The following is a 13953-nucleotide window of genomic DNA, read 5'->3' as shown; positions in this document are numbered from 1 at the left end:
AAGAAGTTTGTCAATCTTTTTCCTGACAGGACTATAGTGCCTGTAGCAAGGAGATATGATGGTTATAATGAAGATCTTTATTCAGAGCTGAGAGAGATCATCAGTTTTAAGGATATTCCTCAGATGGAAACTGAATATGTAATGATTTATAATGCAAAAGGAAATTTTGACAGGAATATAAATATGGCGAATGTCAAAAATCCTGATAATAATTATATAGATTTGTCTTTTCATATAAAAAACAAAACTGCTGCAGCCCGTCTAAATGAAGAAACGTATTATTTTAAATTTAAGGGATCCGGAGCTAAGGAGATCCCTCGTTTAGAATATGAAGAATTAATAAAAAAAGAACATTAAAAATGCCAAAAAAAAGAAAATATATAAGTCATAAAAATGATTTGAAACTGATGGAGATCGGAAGACTGATCTTACGTTTCATGAATGCAAATTCATCAAAGATTTATAATTATAAGCAGATCGCTGATGGAATCGATTACAAAAACCCGAGACAAAGAGAGCTTGTAATTCAAGCCCTGCACAAACTTCAGGGATCTGAAAAGATCAAAGAAGTGGAAAGAGGAAAGTATATCGTGAACCTGAAAATTGCAGGAACACTTACTGGAATTATCGATTTCAACCAGAGCGGAAATGCTTACGTAAATGTGGAAGGAATGGAAGATGATGTCTTCATTCACTCCAAAAATGTGAAGGATGCACTTCAGGGAGACAAGGTTCTTATTATAACTTATCATTATAAAGGAAAGAAATTGGAAGGCTCCGTTTTGGAGGTTTTGGAAAGAACAAGAACGGAATTTGTAGGAACTTTTCAGAAGGTTGCCCACAAGGATTTCGGGTTTGTAGTTTGTGATAAAAAATCAATCAATACAGACATCTTTATTCCGAAAGGAAAATTCAATAATGCGGAGGATGGTGACAAGGTTATTGTAAAGATGACCGAATGGAGACCTGGAGATAAAAATCCTGAAGGAGAAATTACACAGGTATTGGGGGCACCGGGAGAACATGAGACGGAGATCCACTCTATTCTTGCAGAATATGGTCTTCCTTATGAATTTCCACAGGAAGTGGAACTGGATGCAGATAAAATCGACAGAAGCATTACAGATGAGGAAGTGGCAAAACGTTGGGATATGCGTAATATCTGTACATTTACCATTGACCCTAAAGATGCCAAAGACTTTGATGATGCTTTATCAATAAGAAAGTTAGAAAACGGAAACTGGGAGATTGGAGTTCATATTGCCGATGTATCCCACTATGTGGTTCCGGGAACGATGCTGGATGATGAAGCCTATCAGAGAGCAACTTCGGTTTATTTGGTAGACCGAGTGGTTCCGATGTTACCCGAAGTATTGAGTAATGATGTTTGTTCCCTTCGTCCACACGAAGATAAATATACCTTCTCAGCAGTTTTTGAACTGAATGATCAGGCAGAAATTCAGAAACAGTGGTTCGGAAGAACAGTAATTCACTCGGACAGAAGATTTACCTATGAAGAAGCTCAGGAACGTATCGAAACCGGTAAAGGAGATTTGGCTGAAGAGATCAATGCTCTTGACAAATTGGCGAAGATCATGCGTAACGAACGTATCAGAAAAGGAGCGATCACTTTTGACAGAAGTGAAGTAAGATTCAATCTGGATGAAAATAATGAGCCGATCGGCGTTTATTTCAAGATCAGTAAAGATTCCAATCACCTGATCGAAGAATTCATGCTTTTGGCCAATAAAAAAGTATCTGAATTTGTATCCCTGACAAGGAAAGGTGAAATCACCAATAATACATTTATCTATAGGGTTCACGATGATCCGGATCCGGCAAAACTGGAATCATTGAGAGACTTTGTGGCTACCTTCGGATATAAAATGAATCTTGCCAATACGAAAAAAGTGGCGGAATCTTTGAACAAGCTTCTTCACGATGTGAAAGGAAAAGGCGAAGAAAATATGATCGAAACCCTTGCGATGAGAAGTATGAGTAAGGCGGTGTATTCTACAGAACCTATTGGCCACTACGGACTGGGTTTTGCTTATTATACCCACTTCACCTCTCCTATCCGTCGTTATCCGGATTTGATTGCCCACCGTCTTCTTCAGCATTATCTGGATGGAGGTAAATCTCCAAGCAGACAGGAGCTGGAAGAAAAATCGAAACATTGCAGCGCTATGGAAAGACTGGCGGCTGATGCAGAAAGAGATTCCATCAAGTACATGCAGGTGAAATTCATGGAAAAACACCTTGGTGAAACTTTCACAGGTGTGATTTCCGGGGTTGCAGAATTCGGATTCTGGGTAGAAATTCCTGAAAACGGAGCTGAAGGTCTGATCAAACTTAGAGATCTTGTAGATGATTCTTATATGTATGATGCTAAGACCCATGCTGTGTACGGTATAAGACACGGAAACAAATATCAGCTGGGAGATCAGGTTCAGATCAAAGTGGTGCAAGCCAATCTGATCCAGAAACAGTTAGATTTCAAGATTGTTGATTAATGACAGAAATAGATAAATATATTGTTTTCAGTATTCTGATCGCAGTAAAAAAATAGTAACAATAAAAAGAGATTATTTCGAAATGGAATGATCTCTTTTGTTTTTATCTCCTTTCATAAATCATAAATACAGGTTTAATCTGTCCATTCAGTCTGTCAGTACTTCCCTCTTCCTGCTTCCTTTCTAAAAATTCATATCCAATAGGAAATAAAATAAAACTTGATATATCACATCTTTATTGAATAATTAAATCATAAAGTATAACTTTGTATTAAACGGAATGGAATTTTTTTCCATTTTAAAATACCACTTAATGCTTGAACTTGTACTATCTGCCATCATTTTAGGATTCATGTTGAGTCTGGTTTTTATTGGACCTATATTTTTCCTGTTGATAGAAACCAGTTTTTCCAGAGGCCCCAGACATGCCTTATCACTGGATCTTGGAGTGATCACTGCAGATTTGCTGTGTATTGTAGCAGCCTATTATGCCAGTGCAGATATTGTTACTCTGATTGATAAACATCCCGGCTTTTACAGGATCACTTCCATCCTGATCTTTATTTACGGAATCGTCATGCTGGTTACCAAGACCAAAATGCATATGCCCGGTGAAGAGAAGATCATAAGCCAAAATTATATTAAAACCTTTTTTAACGGGTTTTTCTTTAATCTTTTGAATGTAGGAGTCATCCTTTTCTGGCTGGTAACGGTAATTTCTGTAAGGAATCAATATCCGGACACCAGCAGTTTTATTTTATACATAGGGATTGTAATCGGGACTTATCTTTGCATCGATCTTGCCAAAATATTCCTTGCCAAACAATTCCATGATAAACTTACCCAGAAACTGGCCAATCAGATCAGAAGAGTGGTTGGTGTAATTCTTATTATTTTCAGTTTCTTCATCTTCCTGCAGAGCTTTAAGAAGTTTAATCAGTTTGAAAGACAGCTGGAAGAAGCCGAGAAAAAAGAAGTTAAATATCAAAAAACAAAATGAAAAAAATAATCTTTCCGAAAGCCCTTAAAAAAGGGGCCAAAATTGCTGTTATTTCCCCCGCCGGAGCTGTAGAGGCTTCTCAACTGGAAAAGGGAATAGAATTAATCAAAAGTAAAGGATTCGAACCTGTATTGGGTGAGCATCTTTACACGAAGTTCTCAAACGGATATAATTATGCCGGAACAGAAAAGGAAAGAATAAAAGATATAAACTGGGCATTAAATGATAAAGAGATCGGAGCAATCTGGGCCTCAAGAGGAGGTTACGGATGTCAGCATCTGATTCAGCACCTGAAACTGAAAGGATTTACAGAAAATCCTAAATGGTATATCGGTTATTCCGATAATACGGTTATACAAAGCTACCTGTTGAAGAAAGGCTTCGTTTCCATTCATGGGCAGACCATCAAAACATCCAGTTTTGGCGTTACAGAAGAAAGTTATGACCTGATCTTTGATGCTCTGAAAGGGAAAATGCCTAAATACAGCTTAAAATCTCATCAATTAAACAGAGAAGGGAATATTGAAGGAGAATTAGTAGGAGGGAATTTAGCCCTTATTTACGCCCTTCTGGGAACCCAATATTCTTTTGACTTTAAAGATAAAATCTTATTCATCGAAGATATTGGCGAAAACTTCTACGCACTGGACCGTATGATCATGAGCCTTGAACTGGCTGGGGTCTTCAGGAAGATCAAAGGACTTATCGTTGGCGGAATGACCAATATGGGCGATGAAAAAGACAATAAAGATTATGAAGCCAGCTTTGATGAATTTGCCTACAAACTGATTTCCGAAAGAATTTCAAAATATAAATTTCCGGTAGTATTCGGTTTCCCGAACGGACATATCAAAGACAACAGACCTCTTATCATTGGAGGAAAAGTGAAGGTAAAAGCCGAATCTAAAGTAAAGATTGAGTTTTAATATGCTATTACTCGAGCTATGGCTGATCACAATGATTTTGGAAAAATAGCAGAAGATCTGGCTGCTGATTATCTTCAGAAAAACGGCTATAAGATTCTGGTCAGAAATTTCCGTTTTCAGAAAGCGGAGATCGATATTATTGCTGAAAAAGATAATCAGATTATTGTTGTTGAAGTGAAGGCAAGATCTACAGATGCCTTTATGCTGCCGCAGGAAGCCGTTACCAGGACTAAGATAAAGCTGATTGTTTCTGCAGTCAACCATTACCTGGAAGAATTCGATAGAAATAATGAAGTGAGGTTTGATATTATTACCGTTCTTCCTGATGAAAAAAGAAAACTGATTATTGACCATATACCGGATGCTTTCCAGGCATGGGATGCCAACTGACCAATCAATATAATGACGAACAACAGACCGCTACATGGCTAAATTAAATATAATTTTATGAAGACAATATTCATCACCGGAGCAACTTCCGGAATCGGAAAATCAACAGCTGAACTTCTGGCAAAACAGGGAAACAGAATCATTATCTGTGGAAGGAGAGCCGAGGTGCTTGAAGCTGTAAAATCTGAATTATCACAATATACCGAAGTATTTAGTTTAACGTTTGATGTGAGAAACCTCGATGAGGTGGAAGCTGCCATCAATTCCCTTCCTGAAAACTGGAACGATATTGATGTTCTTGTCAATAATGCCGGGAATGCTCACGGACTGGACCCTCTTTCTGCCGGTAAGACGGATGATTGGGATTCTATGATCGATGGGAATGTAAAGGGACTTCTTTATGTTTCTAAAATGATTATCCCGACAATGAAAACTAAAAATTTAGGTCATGTAATCAACATCAGTTCTGTTGCAGCAAGACAGACTTACGCCAACGGAGTGGTGTATTGTGCCACCAAAAAGGCTGTAGATGTAATCTCCGAAGGAATGAGACTTGAGCTTACCGAATTTGGAATCAGGGTGACCAATATCCAGCCGGGTGCAGTAGAAACAGATTTTTCTATGGTAAGATTCAAAGGTGACAGCGAAAAGGCGGCCAATGTATACGCAGGCTATGAACCCTTGAAGGCAGAAGATATTGCAGATGCGATTGCTTATTGCATCAATGCACCGAAGCATGTTACCATTTCTGATATGACCATTTACCCAAGTGCCCAGTCAGAACCGAGAACGATCTATAGAAAATAGTCTCAAAATAAAGGTTTAAATTTGCATCATATTTAAAGCGTTTTTGCGGGTTGCAATTTCGCATTAGCTTAAAACAAAAAAATGAAAATTTTATATCTTGAAACCTCTTCTAAAAACTGCTCAGTAGCTGTATCCGATAATGAAAAGTTACTATGCCTGTGTGAAGAAGTTTCTGAAAATTATAAGCAGTCTGAAAGCCTTCATACCTATGTAGAGTGGGCGCTGGAAGGAGCAGGAATTTCACTTAAGGACATTGAAGCAGTTTCCTTAGGGAAAGGACCCGGTTCCTATACCGGATTGAGAATAGGGGCAGCCTCTGCAAAAGGATTCTGCTACGGATTGAAAGTACCGTTTATTGCAGTAAATTCTCTTGAAAGCATGATAGAGCCTTTTTTAGGCGATAACTATGATCTGGTAGTCCCTTTGATCGATGCGAGGAGAATGGAGGTTTATACGGCCGTTTATGATGGTAATACGGGGGAGGAACTGTCAGAGACCGAAGCCAAGATTTTAGATGAGACGTCTTTTGAAGAATTCAGAGACAAGAAAGTAATATTTGTAGGAGACGGTGCCACGAAGGCCAAAGATATTCTGAATCTGCCCGATGCTGTGTTCAGAGAAGATATTTATCCTTCTGCTCAATATCTGATCAAAAAGACCCTGAAGAAAATAGAAAAGAAAGAATTCGAGGATATGGCTTATTTTGAGCCTTTCTATCTCAAAGACTTTCATGGGGTGAAAAAAAATAAACCGTAAGATTCCGTACATGGGACTACCAAATAAAAAAGCGAAGATCAAATCTTCGCTTTTTTTAGTTTATTGAGTATTGCTCTCTGCTTTTTTATCAGCAGGCTTTTTCACTTTTTGCTGTTGTGGTACAGATTGTTGTACGTTTGGAGCTGGACTAACCTGCTTTTCCGGTGCTCCGATATTCTTCATTTTATTGGGACCGATGCCTATGTTAGAATTATCATTTTGAGGATTATTGGGTTGTACAGGTGCTGACGGCTGCTGAGATATAGCATTTCCTTTATTGTCTGTTGCCTGGAAGCTGAGGTCACTTTTCAGGTAATTCAGCATTTCTTTGGCCCTTATTCCTTCCGGAGTTTTAGAATAATTGAGGGCAATCTGCTCAAGCTGCAGAATCATTACCTCTTTCCCACTCGCTTTTCCTGAATTGAAGGCATTCAACAGATAAAGCTTAGGGACCAGCGCATCTTTCGGAAATTTCTGAATTGTCTGATCTATTATTTCTTTACTTTCTCCAAACTTTTCAGATTCGTATAAAGCATAAGCTCTTTTATATTCATTTTCAACTTCTTCCGTTGACTTTACAAAAGTTTTGTTCTTTGGATTTCTGGCAAATTCTGCATAAGAAGTATAGGGGTAATCTGTCAGAAGAATTTGTTTTGCTCTTTCCGAAGCCTGTGGATTTTTCTCATAATTCATGGCGAAAATTTCATATAATGCCTGCAGCATTACTTTTTCTTCCGGCTTTACTTCTACAAGATCATATAGGGTTTTAGTAGCCAGGGGAGTGTTTGTAAAGTAATTCTGATACATGATTCCCAGTCCCAGAGAAGCGGTGTCCCTGTCTTTCTTCAGCTGGCCCAGCTGGCCCTGATCTGTAGGGATCTGCTCAATATAATAAGAAGGTTCGAAACGTCTCGGATTAGGGGCAGAAGTCACTCCTAAAGCTTCGTTTTTCATATCTTCAAGAGTCGACATTTTCTTGGAAAAACGCCAGTTGTCAGCAAGAGCTCTGTCTCCCCATATCTGTTTAAAGGAGGATGTTCCTTTGCTTACAGTTCCGGTATTACTGAAATAAAAGCCTTTAGTGGTTACTCCAAAATCTTCAAAAGAATTCGAATTGTTGGCGAAAACAGAGTTGGCACTATAATCTCCGGTATCAAATCCTTTATTTCTTTCCGCACGCCTTCTTTCCTGTTCTTCCTTCTCTTCTTTGATCTTCAGTTTGGCAATATATTTGGAAAAAAACTCTGTTTTCTGAGCATTATCCATCTTAGCCAATGAAAGAATACTGTCATTCTTTTTGATCAGGTAATAATTTTTAGAGATCTTTTTGATATAGGCAGACTGGTCTTTCAACAAGACTTTTGAAGGCTCATAAGTCATCACGGCAAGCGCAGAATCATAATAGCTTCCAGCTCCTATATAATCGTTCTTCTCAAGATAGCTCTTTCCTATTTCATAGTATGCCAGACCACGGATCTGAGGGTCAGAAACCTTTTCGAACAGGGATTTTTTGAAAAACTGCTGTGCTTCCTCTTTTTTACCTGCCTTATTGGCCATTAAGCCCAGTGCATAATAAAATTCATTCTTTCTGGAGCCGTAAGTTCCTTTCTTACTGATGCCTTCCAGATAGCTTTTGGCCCCGTTGTAATCTCCCTTTCCATTGAAGGTTTTGGCAATAGCGATCTGGGATTTTACTTCAAATTCGAAGTCATTGGCGTATTTATAAGCAGCTGTATAGCTTTCTCTTGCCTTATCATTCTGGCCCAGATTTTCCAGCACCTGGCCTCTCAGATAGGCAATTCTGCTTTTTAGTTTTCTGTTGCCGTTCAGCTCATAAGCTATATCAAGCTCTTTGGCGGCATCTTCTTTTTTACCTGCATCCAACAGAGATTCAGCGTAATAAATGCTTAGCAGCTTAGCATAGGTCTTATCAATTTTTTCTCCTTTCAGTTTGGCAAAAGTTTCATGCGCTCTGTGGTAATCTTTGATTTTATCATAAGCCAGCCCCTGATAAATTCTTGCCAGAGCAATTCTTTTATCATCCTTCATATGGGTGAAAACATAATTGAGAGCATCAAGAGCTTCCAAAGATTTTCCACGATAGATTCTTGCCTGGGCCAGGATCATATAGGCATCAAAGATCTGTTTGTTCTTTTCCTCCCCATTTCTGGTCACAGAATATTTATTGATGGCTTTTAAAGCTTTTGCTTCCGCAATTTCCAATGTGGTAGCTCCTTTGGCTGCTCCTTCAGGGCTATTAGGATTGCTTCCCGGCCCTCCCTGCATATTAGGAATTCCGGCGTTGCCTCTTCCCGAAGGTCTGTTAACAACTTCCGCCATTTTCATAGAATTTTCAGCGAAAGCTTCAGTCTGTCCCAGGTCACTTCCCAAAGGCTGTTCTTCATAAGTAAGAATAGGAATATAAGGAGCATAAAAATTATCTTTATGTCCTTTATCTCTGGTCGTAAATTCACTGTTTAATGCGTCTTTGGCATTAAAAAGGGTGTTGTAATATGTGGAAAATCCTTTCAGTAGTTTTGATCGTTGCTCCGGCTTTTTGGTCTTAGTAGCACAGGAAGCAACAAGAAATATCACTAAAAGGAATAAAATATTCTTTTTCATTATTCAATATAACTTGCTAATCTGCTTTTTATTATCAGCAGTTTGCTGATTTTGTAAAAATAATAAAATTTTATAATGAATAATATTTATATTTCTCCAGGAAATATTTTATTTCTTCTTTATAGTCGTGAGAAATTCCCATCATTTTTTTAAATCATGGAGATTTCTTTCAAAATTTTGTAAACAAGATGGGTAGGAAGCCCCATAATGGTATAATAGCTCCCCTTCATACTGATGATTTTAGCCATTCCAAGCCATTCCTGGATACCATAGCTGCCTGCTTTGTCAAAAGGTTTGTAATGCTGAACGTAGTATTTTATTTCTTCATCACTGATGGTATCAAAGGTCACATCGGCCACATCGGTTTCTGTAACAGTTTTATCGGTTGTTTTAATCGTAATTCCCGTATATACCTGATGAGTTCTCCCGGAAAGGCTTTGAAGCATATGGTAGGCATCCTCTTCATCCTTAGGTTTTCCCAGGAACTGATGATCGATAGCTACCACCGTATCCGAAGTCAGTAATACTTCATCACCGGTCAGATTTCGGAATGCAGATGCTTTCAGCTCAGCCAGATACGCTGCTGCCTCTTCTATTTTGATATGGGCAGGAAGAATTTCCTCACAATCTATTTTCACAACGTCAAACTCAAAGCCAAGGCTGGAAAGCAGTTCTTTTCTTCTCGGTGATTGTGATGCTAAAAGTAATTTCATAATATCAGTTATACAGATTGGGTATTATCATCGTGCCAGTTTCCCTGTACTTTCATTACCTGTTCGATGACGTCACGTACCGCACCGCTTCCTCCTGTTTTCGGAGAAATATAATCAGAAACTCCTTTCACTTCGGGTACAGCATTCTCAGGACAGGCAGCAATAGCTGAACGTTCAAGGATATGAATGTCCGGAAGATCATCACCCATGGTCAGGATCTCTTCGTCTTTTAGGTTATGTTTCTTTTTAAAATCTTCAAAATCCTCAATTTTGTTGTGGGATTTCGGATAGTAGTCCTGAATACCAAGGTAGTTGATCCTGTGTTTTACCATTTCATCATTTCCTCCGGTGATTACTCCTATTAAATAATTGTTTTTTAATGCTTTAACGACTGCATAGCCATCCAGTACATTCATGACCCTGCACATATTTCCTCCGGGAAGCAAATAAACGCTCCCGTCTGTGAAAACTCCGTCCACATCAAATACAAATGCCTTAATATCTTTTAATTTCTCTTTATAGCTCATACATTTTCTGAATAGAATGATTTATTGTTTTATAAATTTCAAGACTTTCTTGGTCTTTTAATAGCTGTTCGTGCAATTGTAAAATCCTTAGGTCATTTCTTACGGCAGGTCCGGTTTGTGCCAGTTTAGGATCAATTTCATGAATTTTCTGAACCGTTTCATCAATCAATGGTAAAAAATATCCGAACGGGATCTCCTGGGAATCTGAAATTTCTTTAGCTTTTGAAAAAAGATGATTCACAAAGTTACAGGCGAAAACCGCAGTCAGGTGAATGTATTTTCTTTTCTCATGATTACTTTCCATGACATTGCTGGAAATGGTAGAAGCTAGCTCAAAAAGTGTTTCTTTATCCGCCTCATTTTCCGCTTCGATAAAAAACGGAATTTTTTCATATTCCAGTTCTTTGGATCTGGAAAAGGTTTGTAAAGGGTAGAAGCTGGATTTTCTGTATTCGCCGGCCAGGATTTCTTTAGGCAATGAACCTGAGGTATGGGCAACCAGACAATCTTTTTTGGTGATCATCCTGGAAATTTCCTCCACAGCATTGTCACTTACACAGATGATATAAAGATCCGCGTCTTCCAATGGTCCGGTAGAGTAGGGTATATTCAGTTCTTCAGAAATTTTACTCAATTCTTTTTCGTTCCTGCCAACCATTCTGGCAATGGAAATCCCTTTCAGAGTGAAAGCTTTTGCCATATGATAGGCTACATTTCCGGAACCGATAATTACAATTTGCATCTAACAAATATAAGATTTTAAGCTGAGCCGGGAAAGGAAGGGCAGGAGAGAAGCCGGGAAGTTCAATAGAGGCACGTTTATTGCGTAAGTGTCTCATATTATTTTTAATATTTAAACTGAAAATTGAATAATTAATTTAACTTTCAGCTATTTTTGTAATCCAAAACAGTGAAAGGCATCTTATGAAGATTAAGGACGCGGAGATTATTTCGTTGATGCAGAATCCACGGACCCAGGATAAAGGTGTCCGTGCCTTGATGGATGCCTATCAAAGCAGATTGTACTGGCACATAAGAAGAATTATTGTAGACGGAGACCTTGCTCAGGATACTCTGCAGGAAACTTTTATTAAAGCTTACCAGAATTTTCATCAGTTTAAAAATGATAGCCAGCTGTATACCTGGCTGTATAGAATTGCTACCAACGAAGCATTACAGCAGGTCAACAAAATGAAGAAGATGCAGAAAACCGATGAAGATCCGGAATATCATATGCAGAATCTGGTAGCCGATAATGTAGAAGGAGATGCTGAAGAAATACAGATCCTATTACAGAATGCCATACAAAGCCTGCCCGAAAAGCAGAAACTGGTATTTATGATGCGGTATTATGATGATTTGCCCTACGAAGAAATATCAAAGATTGTCGATATGTCTGTAGGAACCTTAAAAACCAATTATCATTATGCCAAACAAAAAATAGAAGATTATATTAAAGAAAATTACGAAAGATAATTTTTGATACAACAAAGATGAAAGAGTTCGACATAGAAAAATTAGAGCGTAAGAACATTTACACAGTTCCTGATCATTTGTTTGAAAATATTCAGGAGAGCGTTATGAATGATATAAAGGCAAGTAAAAAAGCACCTGTCTTTAAGCTGAACTGGATGTATGCAGCAGCGGCATCACTGGCTCTGATCTTTGGAGCAACTTATGTTTTCAATTCTGATAATGATTCTGTTGAGAATACATTAAACTCCAGATTAGCCTATGCTAAAGGAGAACCGAAAACTGAAAGTGAAATAGCCTATGAAACTTTAAAATCTGATTTAACTTCTGTTGAAAATAATAATCAAACAATTGAAAATCAGAAAAATAATACTACCTACGCTTTGAAAAGCGAAAATGTAAATGAAAAAGCAACAGAGTCACCAAAACCGGTGAGAACTGCTGCTAAAAAAGAAGAAACCCGGATGAATGAATATTTGGATTCTTTCTCTAATTCTGAAATTGCAGAATTGGCAAGTAATTCAACTCAGGATGTTTATTTGGATTTATACAATTAAATAAGAAGATGAAAAAGATATTATTCACGTTTTTGATTATCTATGGTTTTGGCCTAAATGCCCAAAGGACAGACTATGACTGGAAAAAGATGGATCCTAAACAAAGAAAGGAAGTCATCAATAATCTTTCTCCCGAAGAAAGAAAAGAGCTGCTAAAGAAATTCAGGAACAATATGATTATGGATAACCTGAATGTTGACCCGGGTGATAAAGCTGAATTTACCCAGCTTTATAACGAATACCTGGACAGCCAGAAGCAGATTAAAAGTCAGTTTGACCCAAGCTTTGACCCTGAAACCTTATCCGATGACGAAGCTAAAGCTAAATTGCAGCAAAGCTTCGATGTAGGACAGAAACTATTGGATAACAGAAAAAGATACGCAGATAAAATGCAGCAGGTAATTCCCTGCCAGAAAGTTCTGAAGCTGTTTCAATCTGAAGGGATGATGCGGGATAAAATGAATGAAAGAAAACCTCACGGAAACAATAATACGGCTCAGGGACCTAGACAAAACCCATAATAGTTTATTTTTTTAATGTTGGACGGCTCTCACAAATCTTTTGTGGGAGCCGTTTGATTTTAAGCTAAATTCATACTTTTGCGAAAAATTAAATAATGAAAAAATTATTTTTCTGTTTTTTGATTTCGTCTCTAATAGCGGCTCAAAAGACAGAAATAATCGAACTCAAAGAGAATCTCAGAGATAAAAAAGGACTTACAAAATCTCTTACTTTTATCGATAACAGACCTGATAAAAATGTAGGAACAATTCCCGATAAAAGCGAAACCGTTGAACTGAAATTTGCTGATGACAATCTCAAAAAACTTATTGAAAACCGGTTTACAGAAGATAACAAAGAGACTGGGAATAATGATATTGTACTGATGCTTGAAGACCTTAAGGTTTATGAAGAGCAGGATGACAACCGCCCATTTCCTTATGCAAAAGCCAAAATTAAACTTTCAGGTTTTATTAAACGCAATGACAGGTATTATCTGATGGGAAGATATGATAATGTAATTGTCTGTAATCCTAAAACAACAGTGCATCCTTCAATCTTTCTGGCTGAAAAAATTGCTGATCTGATCACTCAGTTCATAAAAGCTTCTTATTACCCTTATATTGCTTCGAATTATTTTATTCCTGAAAATGAAATAAACAGATACAATGAGTACCTGAATAAAGGATATAAAGCATTTAATAATGCAAGTCTTAAAGACGGCGTCTATGCTGATTTTCAAAGTTTCCGTAATCAGGAACCAGGCTTTGATTATTATATTAAAAAGAATAAGAAAGGAAAAGTAACCCAGCTGATCTATCAGGGACAGGAAATTTCTCTTTCTAAAATGTACTGTTATGTAGAAAATGGGAAAGCTTATAAACTGACACCTGTTGGTTTTGATGAAGTCCGGAAAGATGACCGGGGATTTTTCATTTACTCTTCCAGAACGAATCTCTTTGCGGAGACAAAGACCGGAGGAGTATTGATAGGAGCAGTAGCCGGTGGATTGGTAGGAGCTTTGATAGGCGCTGCCATTGATTCTTCATCAAACACTAATTCCGGAGCGGTAAACGGAGTAGGGTTCAGATCTACTTTAGAGTCGAATGTTTATTTAGATTCTCTTACCGGAGCTTATATTTTCGAGAAATAAGTGTAAAAAAAGAAA

The 13953-nt window shown here is 37.8% G+C and carries 14 protein-coding genes; 10 read left to right on the top strand and 4 right to left on the bottom strand.

The window, feature by feature from the left end; translation table 11 throughout:
• The first annotated feature begins 359 nt into the window (after positions 1 to 359).
• The 6 genes from rnr (at position 360) to tsaB (ending at position 6392) form a co-directional block, all read left to right on the top strand.
• Positions 360 to 2513, top strand: coding sequence for a ribonuclease R (gene rnr / locus AC106K_RS21280; RefSeq protein ID WP_482447448.1), 2154 nt, complete (start codon positions 360 to 362; stop codon positions 2511 to 2513).
• A gap of 313 nt (positions 2514 to 2826) precedes the next feature.
• Positions 2827 to 3513 carry a LysE family transporter gene (locus AC106K_RS21275; protein WP_047095158.1) on the top strand — a complete coding sequence of 229 codons (687 nt, stop codon included), beginning with the start codon at positions 2827 to 2829 and terminating at the stop codon, positions 3511 to 3513.
• Positions 3510 to 4439: a S66 peptidase family protein gene (locus tag AC106K_RS21270; protein WP_482447446.1), complete on the top strand. Its 930-nt coding sequence runs from the start codon at positions 3510 to 3512 to the stop codon at positions 4437 to 4439. The genes AC106K_RS21275 and AC106K_RS21270 overlap by 4 nt, the downstream gene beginning before the upstream one ends.
• Before the next feature lie 18 nt (positions 4440 to 4457).
• A complete protein-coding gene (locus AC106K_RS21265; RefSeq protein ID WP_482447445.1) occupies positions 4458 to 4829 on the top strand; it encodes a YraN family protein in 372 nt (123 codons plus the stop codon).
• A 57-nt stretch (positions 4830 to 4886) separates the two neighbouring features.
• Positions 4887 to 5636, top strand: coding sequence for an SDR family NAD(P)-dependent oxidoreductase (locus tag AC106K_RS21260; RefSeq protein ID WP_482447444.1), 750 nt, complete (start codon positions 4887 to 4889; stop codon positions 5634 to 5636).
• A gap of 81 nt (positions 5637 to 5717) precedes the next feature.
• The gene (gene tsaB / locus AC106K_RS21255) at positions 5718 to 6392 is read left to right on the top strand and encodes a tRNA (adenosine(37)-N6)-threonylcarbamoyltransferase complex dimerization subunit type 1 TsaB (protein WP_482447443.1); all 675 of its coding nucleotides are present in this window, start codon (positions 5718 to 5720) and stop codon (positions 6390 to 6392) included.
• A 60-nt stretch (positions 6393 to 6452) separates the two neighbouring features.
• On the opposite strand, the gene porW is transcribed toward tsaB, so the two are convergent.
• From porW to AC106K_RS21235, 4 genes are all read right to left on the bottom strand, one after another.
• Positions 6453 to 9014: a type IX secretion system periplasmic lipoprotein PorW/SprE gene (gene porW, locus AC106K_RS21250; protein WP_482447442.1), complete on the bottom strand. Its 2562-nt coding sequence runs from the start codon at positions 9012 to 9014 to the stop codon at positions 6453 to 6455.
• Positions 9015 to 9163: 149 nt separating this feature from the next.
• Complete coding sequence (locus tag AC106K_RS21245) at positions 9164 to 9727, bottom strand: Maf family protein (RefSeq protein ID WP_482447441.1); 564 nt, start codon at positions 9725 to 9727, stop codon at positions 9164 to 9166.
• 8 nt (positions 9728 to 9735) lie between these two features.
• Positions 9736 to 10254 carry a KdsC family phosphatase gene (locus AC106K_RS21240; RefSeq protein WP_482447440.1) on the bottom strand — a complete coding sequence of 173 codons (519 nt, stop codon included), beginning with the start codon at positions 10252 to 10254 and terminating at the stop codon, positions 9736 to 9738.
• Entirely contained in the window at positions 10244 to 10996 is a 753-nt protein-coding gene (locus tag AC106K_RS21235; RefSeq protein ID WP_482447439.1) for a Rossmann-like and DUF2520 domain-containing protein, read from the bottom strand. Before AC106K_RS21235 ends, AC106K_RS21240 begins: the two co-directional genes overlap by 11 nt.
• Positions 10997 to 11178: 182 nt before the next feature.
• On the opposite strand from AC106K_RS21235, the gene AC106K_RS21230 reads away from it, so the two are divergent.
• The 4 genes from AC106K_RS21230 (at position 11179) to AC106K_RS21215 (ending at position 13938) form a co-directional block, all read left to right on the top strand.
• Positions 11179 to 11730, top strand: a complete 552-nt coding sequence (locus AC106K_RS21230) for an RNA polymerase sigma factor (RefSeq protein WP_047095117.1) — start codon at positions 11179 to 11181, stop codon at positions 11728 to 11730.
• Between the two features lie 17 nt (positions 11731 to 11747).
• Positions 11748 to 12284: a hypothetical protein gene (locus AC106K_RS21225; protein ID WP_482447438.1), complete on the top strand. Its 537-nt coding sequence runs from the start codon at positions 11748 to 11750 to the stop codon at positions 12282 to 12284.
• An 8-nt stretch (positions 12285 to 12292) separates the two neighbouring features.
• Positions 12293 to 12805 (top strand): hypothetical protein, encoded by a 513-nt coding sequence (locus AC106K_RS21220; RefSeq protein ID WP_482447437.1) that lies wholly within the window; start codon positions 12293 to 12295, stop codon positions 12803 to 12805.
• A 95-nt stretch (positions 12806 to 12900) separates the two neighbouring features.
• Positions 12901 to 13938 (top strand): hypothetical protein, encoded by a 1038-nt coding sequence (locus AC106K_RS21215; RefSeq protein WP_482447436.1) that lies wholly within the window; start codon positions 12901 to 12903, stop codon positions 13936 to 13938.
• The last annotated feature ends 15 nt before the right edge of the window (positions 13939 to 13953 follow it).

The organism is Chryseobacterium sp. FR048 (assembly GCF_056844665.1).
Note: the sequence above shows the minus strand (reverse complement) of the source record. Positions and strands in the feature narration are given on the sequence as shown.

Coding starts and splice junctions, on each gene's coding strand:
- rnr (WP_482447448.1), top strand. CDS start 360: ATGCCAAAAAAAAGAAAATATATAAGTCATAAAAATGATTTGAAACTG.
- AC106K_RS21275 (WP_047095158.1), top strand. CDS start 2,827: ATGCTTGAACTTGTACTATCTGCCATCATTTTAGGATTCATGTTGAGT.
- AC106K_RS21270 (WP_482447446.1), top strand. CDS start 3,510: ATGAAAAAAATAATCTTTCCGAAAGCCCTTAAAAAAGGGGCCAAAATT.
- AC106K_RS21265 (WP_482447445.1), top strand. CDS start 4,458: ATGGCTGATCACAATGATTTTGGAAAAATAGCAGAAGATCTGGCTGCT.
- AC106K_RS21260 (WP_482447444.1), top strand. CDS start 4,887: ATGAAGACAATATTCATCACCGGAGCAACTTCCGGAATCGGAAAATCA.
- tsaB (WP_482447443.1), top strand. CDS start 5,718: ATGAAAATTTTATATCTTGAAACCTCTTCTAAAAACTGCTCAGTAGCT.
- porW (WP_482447442.1), bottom strand. CDS start 9,014: ATGAAAAAGAATATTTTATTCCTTTTAGTGATATTTCTTGTTGCTTCC.
- AC106K_RS21245 (WP_482447441.1), bottom strand. CDS start 9,727: ATGAAATTACTTTTAGCATCACAATCACCGAGAAGAAAAGAACTGCTT.
- AC106K_RS21240 (WP_482447440.1), bottom strand. CDS start 10,254: ATGAGCTATAAAGAGAAATTAAAAGATATTAAGGCATTTGTATTTGAT.
- AC106K_RS21235 (WP_482447439.1), bottom strand. CDS start 10,996: ATGCAAATTGTAATTATCGGTTCCGGAAATGTAGCCTATCATATGGCA.
- AC106K_RS21230 (WP_047095117.1), top strand. CDS start 11,179: ATGAAGATTAAGGACGCGGAGATTATTTCGTTGATGCAGAATCCACGG.
- AC106K_RS21225 (WP_482447438.1), top strand. CDS start 11,748: ATGAAAGAGTTCGACATAGAAAAATTAGAGCGTAAGAACATTTACACA.
- AC106K_RS21220 (WP_482447437.1), top strand. CDS start 12,293: ATGAAAAAGATATTATTCACGTTTTTGATTATCTATGGTTTTGGCCTA.
- AC106K_RS21215 (WP_482447436.1), top strand. CDS start 12,901: ATGAAAAAATTATTTTTCTGTTTTTTGATTTCGTCTCTAATAGCGGCT.